Origin of the sequence: Thioclava sp. L04-15 (assembly GCF_002020275.1) — a bacterium.
In the GTDB taxonomy this organism is placed as follows: Bacteria; Pseudomonadota; Alphaproteobacteria; order Rhodobacterales; family Rhodobacteraceae; genus Thioclava; species Thioclava marina.
The window spans coordinates 1,188,169-1,204,503 of sequence record NZ_MPZW01000001.1 but is presented as its reverse complement, the minus strand read 5'-3'; the positions used below and the strand labels follow the sequence as shown (position 1 = coordinate 1,204,503).

Sequence of the window (16,335 nt, the reverse complement as noted above, 5' to 3'; positions counted from 1 at the left end):
GCATCTTCTGATGTGGCTGCTGCTTTCCTGCACGCCAGCATGCGCTTTTCCGGTGGCGATACGCTCCGGAGAGCACGCGGATTTTTCACGCTTGGTGATCTCATTGCCGGCGAACGCGACCTGGAGGTTTGAAGAGGTCCGGGATGGGTATCGGCTTGCAACGGACATTCCCGATGCGCGTTTCGAAACACGAGGGGTCTTCCGGCTCATTCCAAAAACCCGCCTGAAAGGACTGGTGAAAGAAAGCGGCGGAAGGCTGTTTTTTGAAACAGCGAAGAACATCACGGCTCGCCACTTCACGCTCGATGACGGTTCTCTCGTGATCGATTTTCGAACGGTGATCGAGACGCCTTCAAATACGGGGGCGCCGTCAGAGCCCCCTGACCCGGCGCCCGTCGCGACAGAGGGCCTCGCCATCCCCAAAACGATTCAACCAGTGGCAATCGGGACGCCGCATCTCGATCTCTACTGGAAGACTGAAACGGTACTAACCCCTGACGCGCCCCCACCTCCTTCTCCCGAGATTCGGGATCGCAGTCCTGCCCCGGCCACTCCCGCGCCGCCCAATCCGCAGATCGCAGAAATCGAAGGGAACCTCACGCGCGAGATCGGCAGGGCCGCATCTCAAGGGCTGATTGCAGTCGATCCGACGCAGAGCGCCGTCCCCCTGCAGCGCGACGAGGCGAAGTCAAAGGCTGGGCCTCCGCCACAGCCGCCCCCCGACCCGATCGCCCCCCAAGACCATATTGCCTATCGCCTGACGACCGCGGTCGATCGCGATCAACTTCAGATGTCGCACGATATTTATACCAAGACCGGTGAAACCTGCCCGCCGGAAGGCTACTTCGACATCGCGGCCTGGGCCGATGATCGGCCCGCGCTCGATCAGATTGGAGAAGCGCGCCGCAGGTTGCTGGGGGAGTTCGACATTCCCGATCAGACATGGGTCATCGCACTTGCACGTATCTATATTGCTTTCGGCTTTGGCGTGGAAGCACGCGCGTTGCTTGCCGATCTTGCCGAACCCGCTCCGAATGTCGCCGCGCTGCTCTTTCTCGCCGCAGTGCTCGACGAGGACCGTGCCGCAGCGTCCATGCCACTCGCACGCATGACCGACTGCGAGAGCGCCGCGGCACTTTGGGCCCTTTTGGGAGCGTCCCCCCCGCCAGAGAAGGGCGCGGTCAATTTCAGCGCGGTAACCCGAAGTTATGCAGCACTCCCACCAGACTTGCGCCAGGTTCTCGGGCCGAAACTCGTTTCCAAACTCATTGCAATCGGAGCCTCCGATGTCGCGCAGAGCGTCCGAATGGCTCTGGCGCGGGTAAGTATCGACGACGAAGCCGCCCTCGATGTCGTCGATGCGCGTCTATCGCATGAAGCCGGAAGCGAGGAAGCCGCGCCCGCACTGGAGAAACTGTCGCAACGCAACGCGCCTGAGGGGGTTGAGGCGCTCTTGTTGCTGGTCGATGAACAGCTGGCTGATCGTCAAACGGTTCCGCCGGCTCAGGTCGAGCAAGCACTCGCACTCGCCTTCGAGCTTTCAGGCGCCCCCGAGGCCCCGGCATTGGTGCGCGCGGCGGCTTTGGGCTATGCTTCGCAACACAAATTCGACGCAGCTTTTGACACGCTCGCGGCGTGGCCGCAGTCGGTCGAGCCTCTAATGAGAGCGGAGACGCACGAAAAAGTTCTTACAATGCTCCTTGAGCAACCAGATGACGCTCTCTTCCTCCGTCTCTACTTTTCGCAACGCGAAGGGATCTTGAAATCGCCCCCGGGCAAACCTGTCCGGACCGCGCTCGCCAATCGTCTGATCGAGCTCGGCATGGCTGATACGGCGACTGAGATTCTGAAGACGTCACGTGATTTCACACAATCCGACAAATTGATTTTTGCACGCGCGGCCCTTGTTGCGCTCGACCCGGCAGCCGCGCTTGCCCATCTCGGTGGAGTTGACGGCATCGAGGCCGAGAAATTGCGCGGCGATGCTCTGTCCCGTCTCGGGCTGCATGATGGCGCTCGCTCGGCCTATCTGCGTGCAGGAGAAGATGACAAAGCGCGCGCCGAAGCCTGGCATCAGGGCGACTGGAACACGCTTCGCCACGGCGGGGATGCGGTCGAAAAAAACTTCATCGAAGCATTCGACACGCAAAGGAACATCGGGGGTGGAGATGATCCGGGTCCGATCCGCGCAGCAAGATCCCTGCTCGCTGCCAGCAAAGAGGAGAGAAAAGCCTTGCAAGACATGCTCGATCGCCTCGGAAAATCCGGCGCGGACGAGTGAGCGTGGGAAGATACCCTGTTGCTGCAAACGAATTCTCAATGAATGCGCCCTAATCCTGAGCTGAGCAAGAATTGCGACGCAAAGGGATAACCCATGCACAGGCTCGGTCGGGCAGTCTTCGCCTTTGGTGTCTTTGAAATCGCGGCGGCCATTCCACGGGCGGGTCACGCCGAGACGCCTGCTTCTCTTTGTGAGAAAGTCGCGGAAGAAGTCGCCAGCGAAAGCAATGTACCTGTCTCCGTTCTCAAGGCGATTTCGTTAAACGAGACGGGGCGCAAATCCGAAGGCGGTTTTCGCCCCTGGGCCTGGACTGTGAATATGGAAGGCGCGGGGCATTGGTTTGAAACGCGGGATGAAGCCCTGCGCTACGTCTTCAAGGAGTACAAGCGCGGCGCTCGCAGCTTCGACGTCGGCTGTTTTCAGATCAATTACAAATGGCACGGGCAGCATTTTTCCTCGATCGAGGAGATGTTCGACCCGCTTGCGAATGCGCGCTATGCGGCCCGATTTCTGCGCGAGCTCCATGATGAAATGCAAGACTGGTCACGCGCCGCGGGGGCCTATCACTCGCGCACGAAAATCCATGCAGAGCGCTATGCGGCGCGCTTTGACCGTTTCCGGGCGAAGCTTCATCGCGAAGACCGCCCACAATCGAACGTCCCGACGGGACCAGCGCGAGATCTTCAACCAGTACAGGCAAATTTCTCCGAGGTTCCGGAGATTCCGGACATCGTTTCCGCTCAACAGGCCGTCGTCCCGTCACGGCCGCGCATGAATTCCTACCCGCTCCTGCAAAAAAGCGGTGAGCCCCCACCCATGGGCGGAGCATCCGGGGCTTCGCTCTTCGCAGCCGCGGTCGCGAAGCATGGGGAGATGTGATGCCTTCGCTTTTGCTGCGCCGCATCTTCCAACCGACCATCCTGCTTTCACTCGCCCTCATGGCCGTCATCGCGATGATGATCCTGCCGGTGCCCGCCTGGGTGCTTGATGTTGGCCTGGCCGCGTCCTTCGCCCTCGCGATCCTCATTTTCACCGTCACACTTTTCATCGAACGTCCTCTCGATTTCTCGGCCTTTCCCACGATCCTCCTCGCCTCGCTGATGTTGCGGCTTTCGCTCAACGTGACCTCGACGAAACTCATCATCGGACAGGGCCATACCGGGACCGGCGCAGCGGGCGACGTCATCGAAGGCTTCGCGAATTTCATCATGGGCGGCTCCGTCCTGATCGGATTGGTAGTCTTCTGCGTGATTTTGATCGTCAACTTCATCGTGATCACGAAAGGCGCAGGACGGATGGCCGAGGTCGGCGCGCGGTTTGCGCTCGATGCGATGCCCGGAAAACAGCTCGCCATCGACAGCGACATGAATGCCGGCGCGATCGACCATGCCGAGGCGCGCGAACGGCGAGAACGCGAACAGGCGGAAACCACATTCTTCGGCTCGCTCGATGGCGCGTCGAAATTCGTCAAGGGCGATGCGGTCGCGGGACTGCTGATCACGATGCTCAACCTTGTCGTCGGACTGATCATCGGCACGGTCGTCCACGGGATGCCGCTCAATCGCGCGCTCGAAACCTACTCGATCCTGACAGTCGGCGACGGGTTGGTTAGCCAGATCCCCGCAGTCATCATCTCGATCGCAGCGGCGATTTTGCTTTCGCGCGGCGGCGCCAAGGGCTCGGCCGATTTCGAGCTGTTCCGTCAACTCGGAAAATACCCACCTGCGCTTACCACGGTCGCTGTCTTGATGGCCCTTTTCGGTCTCGTGCCGGGCCTTCCTTTCATTCCCTTCAGTATGGGCGCGGCGCTGCTCGGTGGGGCGGCCTATATGCTGAACCGCGCGGCGAAGGCGCGCGCGCGGCGCGAGGCGATGAAAATGCCTGGCCCGGAGGTCGAGCCGAAGCGCAAATCGATGGGGGATGTGCTCGACATCGACGACATCCATGTCGAATTTGCACCCGATCTCGTGGCGATGGCACTCGACCCCGCGACCGGGCTTGATGCGCGCATTTCGAACATGCGCAATCACGTTGCGGCGAATTTCGGACTGATCCTGCCCGAAATTCGGCTGACCGATGACGCAACGCTCGAAACGGGTCACTACCGGATCCGCATTCAAGGTGTCGAGCAGGCCCGCGACAGGCTTTTTCCTGATCATGTGCTCGCGCTGATCGCCGACAATCGCGATTTTCTGCCCGAAGGCACAGAGGTGCGCGAGCCGGTGTTTCGAGCGCCGGCGCTGTGGGTGCCCGCGACGCGACAGGAAGATGCAGCGCTCGCGGGTTCGACCGTGGTCGGGCCGACGGAGGTGCTCGCGACGCATCTTCTGGAGGTGATCAAGGCGAATTTTTCACGACTGATGACGCTGCGCGCGTTGCGCCGCCTGCTCGCCGAGGTCGCAAACCTTTCCGATCCCGTGCGCGCGGAGGCCAATCGTCGGGTGCTCGACGAGATGATCCCGGACAAGGTTCCGGTCGACCTGCTGCTTGCCGTGCTGCGGCTGCTGCTCGAGGAGCGCGTGTCGGTCCGCAATCTGCTCCTGATCATCGAGGCCATCGCCGAGGTCCGTGCCCTGCAATCGCCCGAGCTGATCAGCGAACATGTCCGCCAGAGGCTCGGCTTCCAACTCGTGGCCGAACTGCGCCGCGAGGATGGCACGATCCCGTTGATCCAGCTCGCACCCGACTGGGAAGAGCGCTTCGGTACTTATACCATCGGTGGCGACGCCGCGGGCGATGTGGCGCTGCCGCCCGATCTGTTCAACAAGCTGGCCGCGAATATCTCGGACCGGCTCGCGATGGCCGGCAAGACGGGGGTGTTTCCCGCTCTCGTCACCTCGGGCCGGCGGCGACGTTTCCTCAAGACGGTGATGACCGCAAAAGGGTTGAGCGCGCCAGTCCTGAGCTACGAGGAAATCGGACTCGAGGCGCAACCGGCAATGGTCGGCGTGGTGGCGGCGTGACGGATTTGCTCGCCGAGCTGTTGCGCAACGCAGAGGTGTTCCTGTTCACCGGGTTTGCCCTTTTGCTGCGCATCGGCGGTCTCGTTTCGATGGCTCCGGGATTTGGCGAGACGAGCTTGCCCGCACGGATCAAGACCGTGATTTCCCTCGGCCTCACTCTCGTCCTTCTGCCCGCAGCGACCCCGGATCTCGCTCCGCTTTCCAGCCGCTCGGGCCCACCTTTCTGGATCGCGACCGAGATCGCGGTCGGCCTCTTTCTCGGGCTGGGACTGCGCGCCTTCGTCTTCGCGCTACAGATTGCGGGCACGATCGCGGCTCAGGCCACGTCACTGTCGCAACTTCTCGGCGGAATGGGGGGCGAGCCGCAACCGGCGATCGGAAACCTCCTGCTGATCGCGGGCATCGCGACACTGATGAGCTTCGGCTATCACCTGCACCTTATCGAGTTTCTGCTCGGATCCTATCGGGTCCTTCCGGCCGGTGGGCTGCCCGCGGCCGACGATTTACGCCAGTGGGGGCTCTCTGGCATCGCCCACGCTTTCTCGCTGGCCTTCATTCTCGCCGCGCCTTTCGTGGTGACGGGGCTGATCTACAATGTGGCGCTTGGCGCGATCAACCGCGCCATGCCTCAACTGATGGTCGCTTTCGTCGGCGCGCCGGCGCTGACTGCAGGCGGGCTCATCCTTCTCGCTATCGCCGCCCCCGGTGCGATCGTGATCTGGCGCGAGGCTGTGCTCGACTTCCTCATGAACCCGTTCGGGACACCAAGATGAGCGAGGATGCTGGCGAAAAAGAATACGAGCCGACACCTCACAAACTTGAGGAAGCGCGCCGCAAAGGCGACCTCGTGCGGTCCTCGGAAATTTCGGTGGCGGCAGTCTATGGGGCTTTCCTCATCGCGATCCTGGGCATCGGGGCGCATAGTCTCGCCAGTTTCGGAACCCGCGCCATGGTGATGCTCGAGCAAGCCGATGGGCTATCTGATACGCTGCTCGCAGGGGGGACCGCCTCCGGGGCAAGTTTGATCCTGGGTCTGCTCCTCCCCGCAGCCCCGTTTTTGCTTTTGCCGATGATCGCGGCGCTTGTGGCCTATTGGGCGCAACGCGCCATCGTCGTCGCCCCGGAGAAAATCCGTCCCAAGCTCAACCGCATCAACCCGATCGCGAATGCGGGCCAGAAATTCGGTCGCACGGGTCTGTTCGAATTCGCCAAAAGCGTGACCAAACTCACCGTCATCGCAATCGTGCTGGGCATCTTTCTCGCAAATCGCATGGATATGATCCTGCTCACGCAGCGACTTGCGCCCGCGCAAACAACCGAAGCGCTTTTCAGGATGCTGGTGGAGTTTCTGCTGATCGTCACAGCGCTCGCCGCGACGATCGGGGCGACAGATTACCTCTGGCAGCGGGCGGAGTTTCTGCGCCGCAACCGGATGACCCGCAAGGAACTGACGGACGAGATGAAACAGTCCGAGGGCGATCCCCATCTCAAAGCGCAACGTCGCCAACGGGGGATGGAGCTCGCGCTGGGGCAATCGGTGCATGAGACCGCCAAGGCCGATGTGGTGATCGTAAACCCGACCCATTACGCGGTTGCGCTGAAATGGGATCGGGCTTCGGGTCGGGCACCGGTCTGTCTGTCGAAAGGTGTCGACGAGATCGCCGCGCGCATTCGCGAAGTCGCGGCCGAGAACGGCGTGCCCATCCACTCCGATCCACCGACCGCGCGCGCGATTTTTGCGGTGATCGATATCGGCGCCGAGATCCGGCCCGAGCACTATAAACCCGTTGCCGCCGCGATCCGCTTCGCCGAGCGGATGCGCAAGCGCGCGAAGGAGCGCGGGCTATGAGCGAGAAATCGAACCGCTTGGCAGCGCTAGCGCGGCTGGCACAGATGCAGCGCGAAGCAGAGCTAGCAAAGCTCGCGGCCCTAACCGCCCGCGATTGCGAGATGCGCGATCACCTCGGGATGCTGGAGGCGCAAAAGCAAGAAACTCATGCCCATCTCGCGACCGATCCGCAAGCGGGGCTTTGCGCGCTCGGCTATCTGCGGCTGCTCTCGGTCGAGGAGAGGCGGATCATGGCCGCACGCCAACTTTTGCAACCAGAGATCGCAGCCCAGAAAGCAGCCGCCGCGCGGGCGCTCGGTCGTCACGATGTATTGCGAAAGCTCGCCAAGACCCGCTGAACCGTGGCTTAGCCGTCTTGACGCACGATGTCGGAGACTAGAACGGCGATCACACCGGGGCCGATGTTCTGTCGTGCGGTTTCGGTGAGCGCAGTGCGCAGCAGGTCCATATTCGCACTGCCGGTGAAGACCCCGCGAAACCCGCCGGCATTGGCGTGGTCGAAAAGCACCTGGAGAAAAGCGTCGCGCAGTTTGGGCTCGGCGCGATAGACGGTTTCGGTCTCGCCCACCCTCACCTCGAGCGAGAGCGACAAGATCACCAGCCCCGACACACGCCCGTCGGTCACGAGTGGCACGATAAACTGGTTGTTGAGCTTGACGAATTCGGAAGTCGCGACCGCGTCGCCATGACCGTCACCATGCGCTTGCCCGACCGGCGCGGCATGAAGATCGGCAGGTGCGCACTCATCCGCCGTTTCAGGCGAGGCGGGTGGCGGGCGCAGAAAATAGCCTGCGGCGCCACCCCCGGCGAGACCGATCAACGCCAGAAGAACGGGGAGGATCTTGCCCAGCATCGCAACACCTCAGAACGGCAGGAGGATATCGGCGACCTGCTGCCCATAGCGCGGCTGCTGCACATCGCTGATCTGGCCACGCCCGCCATAGGAAATCCGCGCGCCCGCAATCTTGTCATAGGTGATCTCGTTCTGGCGACTGACATCCTCGGGGCGCACGAAACCGGTCACGATCAGCTCGCGCACCTCGTAATTCACGCGCACCTCCTGACTGCCCTGGATACGTAGCACACCGTTCGGCAGGGTCTCGATGATCGTCGCGGCGATACGAAGCGTGAGTTTCTCGTTGCGCGAGACCTGCCCGTCCCCCTTGTAGCTCGAGGCCGAATTCGTCGCATAGGCATCGGCCATGGAGGCACCGTCGGGAAGACGTCCGTCGATGCGTTGCGGAATCCCGAGCATCGAGGGAATGCCCATACTGTCTGTGCCCGCCCGCGAGCGCCCGGTGGAATTCGAAATCTCCGCCTTGTCGTCGATCTCGATCACGACGGTCAGGATATCGCCGCGTTGGGCCGCGCGCCGATCGCCCAGAAGCGAGTTTCGCGCGCCCGACCAGAGCGAAGCTTCCTGCATCGGTGGGTGCGCCTCGGTGGTCCGGGGCATCGGCTGGGCCGACATCGCGAAGAACTCGTTTCCGTTCTCGACCGGAGTGAAGGCCGGCGCCTTGCCGACATGTTCGAGCCGCCCGCATGCCATGAGCGCGATCGACAGGAGGAGGAGGGCGGGGGATTTCATCGGCAGGTCCTCACTTTGAAACATGGGCGGAGCCATCGGGCGCGATCCGCGCACTCACGACGGCCTTGGAGGCGGCGTTCATCACGCGGATCGTTTCCCCCGCGCCGGCACGTTGCAGCGCACGGCCCTCGGTGCGAATCTCGAGCCCCGCCTGTCGATAGACCAACGCTATGATCTGGTTGCGCTCGACAATCGCGGGGGCGCCAAGATCGCCATAGCGAATGGGGCGACCGGCATAGATGATCGCGCGGGTCTCGAACCCCACCGCTTCCTCGGGCGCTGCGAGAATGCCGGGCGCCTCGCCGGCTTGCAGCACAACGTCCTCCGCGGTGATTACGCTTTGTGCACGCAAGGTCCGCTTCGCGACAAGAATTTCGGCCGGGACGACCCCGGGCAGGGCAATTAGCAAAAGGGCAAGGGCGCTTTTCATCAGCGCACCTGTGTCGTGGCAGCGAGCATCTGGTCAGCCGCGGTGATGACTTTGGCGTTGAGCTCGTAGCCGCGCTGCGCCTTGATCAGCTCGGTGATCTCGCGCACCGGATCGACGGAGCTTTCCTCAAGATAGCCCTGACGCAACGTACCCAGACCATCCTGCCCGGGCGTGTTCACATTGGGCGGCCCCGAGGCACCGGTTTCGAGGAAAAGGTTCGATCCCATCGCCTCGAGCCCCTTCTCATTGGTAAAGCTCGCCAGCGTGAACTGCCCCAGAAGCTGTGGTTGCACCTGATCGTTGAAATAGGCGTAGACCTCGCCGTCGGCATTGATCGCAACTGCGCGCGCATCGTCGGGGATGGTGATATCGGGCACGACCGGATAGCCGTCCGAGGTCACGATCTGCCCCTCGGCAGAGCGTTTGAGCCCCCCGTCGCGGGTGTAGGCCGAGATACCGGAGGGCAGCGTGACTTCGAGATAGCCGGTGCCGTCGATCGCCACGTCCAGATCGCCCCCCGTCGCCGTAAGCGAACCTTGCGAGAGGTTCACGGTGACAGCGGTGGGCCGGACCCCGAGACCGAGCTGTACACCAGCGGGAATCGTCGTACCATCGGTCGCGTTGATCGTGCCGGGCCGGGTCATCTGCTGGTAATGCAGGTCGGCAAACTCGGCGCGGCGCGCGTTGTAGCCGGTCGTCGACATGTTCGCGAGGTTGTTCGAAATGACCTCGACGCGCATCTGCTGCGCGCTCATTCCGGTGGCTGCGATCTGAAGGGCTCTCATCTGTGCCTCCTGTTAGCGTCCGAGCGTCGAGATGACGCCGCGAATTCGTTCATCCTCGCGGTCGAGGAAGGCCTGCCCCATCTCGTAGGCACGCTGGACCTCGATCATGCGGGCGATTTCCGAGACAGGATCGACATTGCTTTCCTCGAGATAGCCTTGCATCAGCACCGCCCCTTCGACGGGTTCGGCGCCGGCCTCGGCGGTGAAGCGTGTGCCGCCGACATGGCGCAGCCCGTTCGGGTCATTGGGAGTGAAGACACTGACCTGCGCGATAGGATCGCCGCTTGCGGATAGCGTGCCATCGGCGGCGAGCGCGACATCCTTTGCACCCGAGGGGATGGCGATCGGCGTGCCGCCCGGATCGAGCAGCCGGAACCCGTCGGGCGTCAGCAATTCGCCCTCGGGCGAGGGGATGAAGCTACCCGCGCGGGTGAGCTGATTGCCCTGCGGGGTCTCGATCATGAAGAACCCCTCCCCCTCGATCGCGAAATCGAAGGTGCCGCCGGTGCGGGTCAGCCCGCCCTGGCTCTGGTCGACATGGCGTCCGTGGGCGTAGGCCATCGAGAGCGAGGGCTCGTTCCCCTCCAGCCCCGCGAGATATTCCGAGAAGATGACGCCCTCGCGCCGAAATCCGGTCGTCGAGACATTGGCGATGTTATTCGCCACGGCGCGCATTTCCTGCATCAGGCCGGATTGGCGGGTGAGCGTGGTGTAGATCGCGTTATCCATCTCAGAACCCCTCGATCATCGGCACGAGCGTGCTGCGGAAGAAATCGACCAGCGTGCTCGACATGAAGGACATCGACACCCAGAAGACGATCAGCATCGCACCGACCTTGGGCACGAAGGTGAGCGTCATTTCCTGCACCGAGGTCAGCGCCTGAAAGAGACCGATCGCGACGCCCGCGATCAGCGCCACCGACAGAAGCGGCGCGGCGATCATCACCGCGATCCAGAGCCCCTGGCGGAGCGTGTCGAAGAAGATCGCATCGTGCATCAGACCGGCATCCTGAGAATTTCCTGATAGGCCTCGACGACCTTGTTGCGCACGGTCACCGCCGTCTCCACGGCCAGTTCGGTCTGCGCCAGGGCCTCCACCAACGCATGCGGGTCCGCACCGCCCGTCATCGCGGATTTGGCGGTTTCCTCGCCCGCCTTCACTGTCTCGGCGAAGGAATTGGCCGCCTGCTGGAACAGGTTGCCCGGCCCGGCCGATTGCGGCTTGGGGGACGCTGCGGCGCGGGCCTGGGCGTAGCTTTGCGTTGCGAGAGAGGTTTTCACATCCATTCTGGATCTCCTCCATCCTAGCGGCGAAGCAGGTCGAGCAGCGACGACGACATTTGCCGTGCCTGATCGAACATGCGCAGATTCGCCTCGTAGCTGCGCTGCGCTTCGCGCGCGTCAGCGATTTCGACCACCAGATCGACATTCGAGCCGTCGTAGTGGCCACTCTCATCGGCCATCGGGTGGCCGGGATCGTAGATTCGGGTCAGTTCGCGCCGGTCGAGCTGGACCGGGCCAAGCTGCACCCGTCCTGTCGTCTCGCCACCTTCGACCACCTCCTGAAACGAGGTGGTCTTGCGGTGATAGCCGGGAGTGTCCGCGTTCGCGATATTCTCGGAGGTATGGCGCAGCCGCATCGACTGGGCCTTCATCCCCGAAGCCGAGAGCGCCATGGAATTGGTGAAATCACTCATCGTCAGCCTCTGCCAAGGGAGGTGCGCAGCACCGTCATCGAGGAGCGATAGATCGCAAGCGCGAGGTCATGCTGGCGCTTGACCTCTACCGACTTGACCATCTCCTCTTCGAGCGAGACCGCATTGCCGTCCGGCGAGGTCGCGCCCGGCTCGATCCGGGTCTGCGGCCCGGTTGTCACGCTATGATCCGCCCCGATATGACCCGCGCGGGTGGCGCGCAGATCAGGGGTGGCTTCTGAACGGTAAATCTCGGCGAAGGCGGGCAGGTCGCGCGCGGCGTAGCCGGGCGTATCCGCATTGGCGATATTCTGAGCCACGGCATTCTGGCGGGCGGAGGCGTGGGTCGCCATCGCACGGGCCATTTGCATGATCTCAAGGTTCTCGAACATCGGGGCTTCTCCTCCGAGCTATCAACCAAGCTTTAAGAGCGAATCGTTTAGAAAACGTTTCGAGAACACCGGAGGGCCTGAATGGCATTTGCTGGATTTGATCTGCTGCGCGCGGAAATGCGCGGCATCGGCTCGGTTCATGCCGTCGGGCGTGTGGCCGAGGTGCGGCGCGGCATGATCGAGGTGACGGGCCTCGCGCGGCGCGCAACCCTTGGCGACCGCACCGTGATCCGCTGCAAGGGTGGGCACGAGATCGGGGCCGAAGTGCTGTCGCTCGCACCCGGGGCTGTGACGGTGCTACCCGATGGTGCGGCGGACGGGGTCGCGATCGGCGACGAGGTTGAGCTTCTTGGCCAAAGCGGGATCGCCCCCCATGACAGCTGGATCGGACGGGTCGTGGACCCGTTCGGCAAGCCCCTCGACGGGCGCCCGCTTGTCCATGGCGCGGCAGAGCGGGCGCTGCGCGCAAGCCCGCCACCGGCCGCGCAACGCAAGCGGCTGGGTGAGCGGCTGGAGACCGGTCTTGCCGTCTTCAACGCGATGCTGCCGCTGGCGCGCGGCCAGAGGATCGGTCTCTTCGCAGGGTCCGGCGTCGGGAAATCCTCGCTGCTTGCGGGTTTCGCACGCGGTGTTTCGGCCGATGTGGTGGTAATCGCGCTCATTGGCGAGCGCGGGCGCGAGCTGCGCGAATTCGTCGAAAAGACGCTCGGGCCAGAAGGCATGGCGCGTGCGGTGATCATCGCGGCGACGTCCGACCAGTCTCCGCTCGTGCGCCGCCGCTGCGCCTGGGCCGCGATGGCCGTGGCCGAATATTTCCGAGATCAGGGGCAACATGTGCTGTTTCTCGCAGATTCGGTCACCCGCTTTGCCGAGGCGCATCGCGAGGTGGCACTGGCGGGGGGCGAACCTGCGAGCCTGCGCGGCTACCCGCCCTCGACCTCTTATCAGATCATGGCGCTGGGTGAACGGGCCGGCCCGGGTGGGGAAGGCGCGGGCGATATCACGGCGGTCTTCTCGGTGCTGGTGGCGGGCTCGGACATGGACGAACCCGTGGCCGATATCCTGCGCGGCGTGCTCGACGGCCATGTGGTGATGGAGCGTGAGATCGCCGAGCGCGGGCGGTTTCCGGCGATCAACCTCCTGCGATCGGTCTCGCGCTCGTTACCCGATGCGGCGAGCGCCGAGGAAAACCGCTTGATCGGCAAGGCCCGTGCGCTGCTCGGCGCTTATGATCGGGCGGAGATGATGATCCAGGCGGGGCTTTACGCCTCGGGCTCTGATCGGATGGTGGATGCTGCACTCAAGGTCTGGCCCGAACTCGATGCCTTCATCGCCGAGGATGCGCCCGATGGGACGGCGGGCAGTTTCGCCCGCCTCGCCGCGATCCTCGCGCAAGTCGAGAGTTAAAGCATTTCCCAGATCAGCTTCAGCGCCAGCAGGGTCGAGGTCGTCACCAGCAGCGGTTTGATCAGCTTTGCGCCCACCCGCATCGCCAGCCGCGAGCCAAGCCGCGCGCCGGCCATCTGCGCGATCCCCATCGCGATGCCGATGCCCCACCAGGGCGAGCTGACCAGCATGAAGCCCGCAAGCCCCCCGATATTCGACGAGAAGTTCAGCAGTTTCGTATGCGCGGTGGCCTTGAGCACCCCATAGCCCGCCAGTGTGACGAAGCCGATCATGAAGAACGCTCCCGTGCCGGGTCCGACCAGCCCGTCATAGAAGCCGATCACCGGCACGAAGGCCGCCATGAACAGCATCGGCGAGATCCGCTGCACCCGGTCCGTGTCATCAAGCCCCGGGCGCAATGCGAAAAAACCGGCGATTGCGATCAGCACGAAGGGCAGCACGCGCTCGATCATTTCGGTCGGGATCTTCGAGACCAGAAGCGCCCCGGCAAGACCGCCGAGAAAGGAGATCCCGGCCGCCGGGATCTGTTTGCGCAGATCGACCCGCCCCGAGGCCGCATAGGAAAGCGCCGCGGTCGCCGCCCCGAATGTTCCCTGCACCTTGTTGGTCGAGAGCGCCTGAACCGGAGGGGCCCCCGCCAGCAACAGCGCCGGCACCGTGATCAGCCCACCGCCGCCTGCGATCGAGTCGACAAAACCTGCCGCGAAGGCCGCGCCCACGAGCATCAGGACCAGATCAAGGGGAAGTTCGAACATCGCAGCGCCGCGCAATCTCTCAAAGCCTCCCCTTCTCCTCCGCAGTTTGCCGAAAGTAAAGCCCGTTGCCTCGCCCCGCAGCGACCCGCTATCAGAAGGAAACCGAAGCCGGATCGCATCATGAGTATCTCCCTTGCCGACACCGCCACCCCAGTGGCCCAGATACCCCCGGGCGTGTTTCGGTGAATATGCCGATGCGCAGCTATAGCGCGCTCGAAGGCTTTCTCGCCCCGGCGCGCCCGCAGTCCGAACTCTGGCGCAGCGGGCTAGGGGCGGCGGCAATCGTGATGATCTATCTCGCCGCGGGCTGGGGGCTGCTGATCGTCCTGTCGCGCAGCATGCCCGACATCATGCTTTTGCGGCTGATGAACGAGATCGCGTCGGGGTCTACGCCGCGTGGGCTGGTCATCCTTCTGCTCTCTTTCGCGCCGCTCCTGCTCGGCACGATTTTCGTGACCCGCAAGTTTCACGCCCGTTCCGCCGCGACGCTATTCGGCCCCGGCACGATCCACTCGCTGCGCCTCCTGCTGCCGTGGCTTCTGCTGTTTTCCCTGCTCACCTTTGCGCTGGCGCTCCTGAGTGCCGATACCGGTCGGTCAAACCCCCTCCCGGTGGTATTGACTTGGGCACCGATGGCCGTGCCCTTTCTCGCGATACAGATCACTGCTGAAGAGGTGCTCTTTCGCGGCTACCTTCTCCAGCAGCTCGGCGCGCGCTCGCGCAATCCACTGGTCTGGATGGTGCTGCCCTCCGCGCTGTTCGCGCTGCTTCATTTTTCGCCCGGCGAATATGGCAGCCTCGCGATCTGGCCCGCGCTCTGGGCTTTTGCCTTCGGCTGCTTCGCCGCCGACCTCACCGCACGCACCGGAAATCTCGGAGCGGCCCTGGCACTTCATTTCGCCAATAATTTCGGATCGCTCTTTCTCGTGGGCTTCTATGGCCAGCTCGACGGGCTCGCCCTCTACACGATTGTGATCAATACCCGCAGCGGGTTCGATATGGCACCCTGGCTCCTGTTCGACATGCTCAATGTGGTGATCTGCTGGCTGATCGCCCGGCTCGCCTTGCGGGTCTGATTGCAATTCCCGCCGCCCCGGCGTATCTGGGCTGGAGCGAACACCGCCCCTTGCGAGAGGCCTGCCGATGAACTGGATCACCAACTATGTCCGCCCGCGGATCAACTCGCTGTTCTCGCGCCGTGAAGTGCCCGAGAACCTTTGGACGAAATGTCCCGAATGCGGAACCATGTTGTTCCACCGCGAGCTGGCCGAGAACCTGAACGTCTGCACGAATTGCGACCATCACCTCGCGATCACGCCGCGCACGCGGTTCGAAGCGCTCTTCGACGGAGGCATCTTCTCCGAGGTGAAGGTTCCCGAGCCGATCACCGATCCTCTGCATTTCAAGGATCAGAAGCGCTATCCCGACCGGATGAAGGCGGCGCAGAAATCGACCGGCGAGAAAGAGGCGATGCTCGTGGCCGAGGGCGAGATCGGCCGCACGCCGATCGTCGCGGCTGCGCAGGACTTCACCTTCATGGGCGGCTCGATGGGTATGTATGTCGGCAACGCGATCATCGCGGCGGCCGAACGAGCGGTGAAGCTCAAGCGCCCCCTGGTGCTGTTCTCGGCGGCAGGCGGCGCGCGGATGCAGGAAGGCATCCTGTCGCTGATGCAGATGCCGCGCACCACCGTCGCGGTGCAGATGCTCAAGGAAGCAGGGCTGCCCTATATCGTCGTGCTCACCCACCCGACCACGGGCGGGGTTACGGCCTCCTATGCGATGCTGGGCGATGTCCACATCGCAGAACCCAACGCGCTGATCTGCTTTGCTGGCCCGCGCGTGATCGAACAGACGATCCGCGAAAAACTCCCCGAGGGGTTCCAGCGCGCCGAATACCTGCTCGATCACGGCATGCTCGACCGCGTGACCCATCGCACGAAAATGCGCGAAGAACTGATCACCATCCTGCGCATGCTGATGAACCTGCCGCCCGCCGTCGTCGGCGATCTGCCCGCGCCCGAACAGGCCGCGGACGAGGCTTCTGCGGCGGAGGCCGAGACGAAGGCCTGATCCTTCTTCTTGATGAAAATATCTCGGGGGGCGGCGCAAGCCGCGGGGGCAGAGCCCCCTCTCGCTCAACTCCTGCGGGCCTCAGCGCTCGGCGGCAGAGCCCCCTCCCTTTTCTTCG

At 63.4% G+C, this 16,335-nt stretch carries 19 protein-coding genes; 9 read left to right on the top strand and 10 right to left on the bottom strand.

Translation table 11 applies throughout. From position 1 onward, the window contains the following. The first annotated feature begins 10 nt into the window (after positions 1-10). The 6 genes from BMI90_RS05970 to BMI90_RS05945 all read left to right on the top strand — a co-directional run bounded on the left by BMI90_RS05970 (position 11) and on the right by BMI90_RS05945 (position 7,431). The gene (locus tag BMI90_RS05970; RefSeq protein WP_146671213.1) at positions 11-2,281 is read left to right on the top strand and encodes a hypothetical protein; all 2,271 of its coding nucleotides are present in this window, start codon (positions 11-13) and stop codon (positions 2,279-2,281) included. A 93-nt stretch (positions 2,282-2,374) separates the two neighbouring features. Beyond that, complete coding sequence (locus tag BMI90_RS05965; RefSeq protein WP_078527027.1) at positions 2,375-3,160, top strand: transglycosylase SLT domain-containing protein; 786 nt, start codon at positions 2,375-2,377, stop codon at positions 3,158-3,160. Then, positions 3,160-5,244, top strand: coding sequence for a flagellar biosynthesis protein FlhA (flhA, locus tag BMI90_RS05960; protein WP_078527025.1), 2,085 nt, complete (start codon positions 3,160-3,162; stop codon positions 5,242-5,244). The genes BMI90_RS05965 and flhA overlap by 1 nt, the downstream gene beginning before the upstream one ends. Beyond that, on the top strand, positions 5,241-6,017 hold the full coding sequence (locus BMI90_RS05955; RefSeq protein WP_078527023.1) for a flagellar biosynthetic protein FliR: 777 nt from the start codon (positions 5,241-5,243) through the stop codon (positions 6,015-6,017). Before flhA ends, BMI90_RS05955 begins: the two co-directional genes overlap by 4 nt. Next, positions 6,014-7,093 (top strand): flagellar type III secretion system protein FlhB, encoded by a 1,080-nt coding sequence (locus BMI90_RS05950; RefSeq protein WP_078527021.1) that lies wholly within the window; start codon positions 6,014-6,016, stop codon positions 7,091-7,093. The genes BMI90_RS05955 and BMI90_RS05950 overlap by 4 nt, the downstream gene beginning before the upstream one ends. Further along, positions 7,090-7,431 carry a hypothetical protein gene (locus BMI90_RS05945; protein ID WP_078527019.1) on the top strand — a complete coding sequence of 114 codons (342 nt, stop codon included), beginning with the start codon at positions 7,090-7,092 and terminating at the stop codon, positions 7,429-7,431. The genes BMI90_RS05950 and BMI90_RS05945 overlap by 4 nt, the downstream gene beginning before the upstream one ends. A gap of 8 nt (positions 7,432-7,439) precedes the next feature. Here the strand turns inward: BMI90_RS05945 and BMI90_RS05940 are convergent, their stop codons facing one another. From BMI90_RS05940 to BMI90_RS05900, 9 genes are read right to left on the bottom strand one after another with little or no spacing between them, the layout of a single operon-like run. Beyond that, entirely contained in the window at positions 7,440-7,946 is a 507-nt protein-coding gene (locus BMI90_RS05940; protein WP_078527017.1) for a flagellar basal body-associated FliL family protein, read from the bottom strand. Positions 7,947-7,955: 9 nt separating this feature from the next. Next, positions 7,956-8,681 (bottom strand): flagellar basal body L-ring protein FlgH, encoded by a 726-nt coding sequence (gene flgH / locus BMI90_RS05935; RefSeq protein ID WP_078527015.1) that lies wholly within the window; start codon positions 8,679-8,681, stop codon positions 7,956-7,958. 10 nt (positions 8,682-8,691) lie between these two features. Beyond that, positions 8,692-9,111 (bottom strand): flagellar basal body P-ring formation chaperone FlgA, encoded by a 420-nt coding sequence (gene flgA, locus BMI90_RS05930; protein WP_078527013.1) that lies wholly within the window; start codon positions 9,109-9,111, stop codon positions 8,692-8,694. Continuing rightward, a complete protein-coding gene (gene flgG / locus BMI90_RS05925) occupies positions 9,111-9,896 on the bottom strand; it encodes a flagellar basal-body rod protein FlgG (protein ID WP_078527000.1) in 786 nt (261 codons plus the stop codon). The genes flgA and flgG overlap by 1 nt, the downstream gene beginning before the upstream one ends. 12 nt (positions 9,897-9,908) lie before the next feature. Beyond that, a complete protein-coding gene (locus BMI90_RS05920; RefSeq protein WP_078526998.1) occupies positions 9,909-10,625 on the bottom strand; it encodes a flagellar hook-basal body complex protein in 717 nt (238 codons plus the stop codon). A gap of 1 nt (position 10,626) precedes the next feature. Continuing rightward, positions 10,627-10,893 carry a flagellar biosynthetic protein FliQ gene (locus BMI90_RS05915; RefSeq protein WP_078526996.1) on the bottom strand — a complete coding sequence of 89 codons (267 nt, stop codon included), beginning with the start codon at positions 10,891-10,893 and terminating at the stop codon, positions 10,627-10,629. Then, positions 10,893-11,183: a flagellar hook-basal body complex protein FliE gene (gene fliE, locus BMI90_RS05910; RefSeq protein WP_078526994.1), complete on the bottom strand. Its 291-nt coding sequence runs from the start codon at positions 11,181-11,183 to the stop codon at positions 10,893-10,895. Before fliE ends, BMI90_RS05915 begins: the two co-directional genes overlap by 1 nt. Before the next feature lie 17 nt (positions 11,184-11,200). Then, complete coding sequence (gene flgC / locus BMI90_RS05905) at positions 11,201-11,593, bottom strand: flagellar basal body rod protein FlgC (RefSeq protein WP_078526992.1); 393 nt, start codon at positions 11,591-11,593, stop codon at positions 11,201-11,203. Positions 11,594-11,595: 2 nt separating this feature from the next. Beyond that, positions 11,596-11,982, bottom strand: a complete 387-nt coding sequence (locus BMI90_RS05900) for a FlgB family protein (RefSeq protein ID WP_078526990.1) — start codon at positions 11,980-11,982, stop codon at positions 11,596-11,598. Between the two features lie 117 nt (positions 11,983-12,099). Between BMI90_RS05900 and BMI90_RS05895 the strand changes: the two genes are divergently transcribed. Beyond that, entirely contained in the window at positions 12,100-13,389 is a 1,290-nt protein-coding gene (locus tag BMI90_RS05895) for a FliI/YscN family ATPase (RefSeq protein WP_246831497.1), read from the top strand. Here BMI90_RS05895 and BMI90_RS05890 read toward each other — a convergent pair. Continuing rightward, positions 13,386-14,144: a TSUP family transporter gene (locus tag BMI90_RS05890; protein WP_078526986.1), complete on the bottom strand. Its 759-nt coding sequence runs from the start codon at positions 14,142-14,144 to the stop codon at positions 13,386-13,388. The two genes, BMI90_RS05895 and BMI90_RS05890, sit on opposite strands and share 4 nt — an antisense overlap. Positions 14,145-14,338: 194 nt before the next feature. On the opposite strand from BMI90_RS05890, the gene BMI90_RS05885 reads away from it, so the two are divergent. Together BMI90_RS05885 and accD are read left to right on the top strand one after the other, a co-directional pair. Next, positions 14,339-15,220 (top strand): CPBP family intramembrane glutamic endopeptidase, encoded by an 882-nt coding sequence (locus BMI90_RS05885; protein ID WP_168172724.1) that lies wholly within the window; start codon positions 14,339-14,341, stop codon positions 15,218-15,220. A 67-nt stretch (positions 15,221-15,287) separates the two neighbouring features. Beyond that, complete coding sequence (accD, locus tag BMI90_RS05880; protein WP_078526982.1) at positions 15,288-16,217, top strand: acetyl-CoA carboxylase, carboxyltransferase subunit beta; 930 nt, start codon at positions 15,288-15,290, stop codon at positions 16,215-16,217. Positions 16,218-16,335 lie beyond the last annotated feature (118 nt).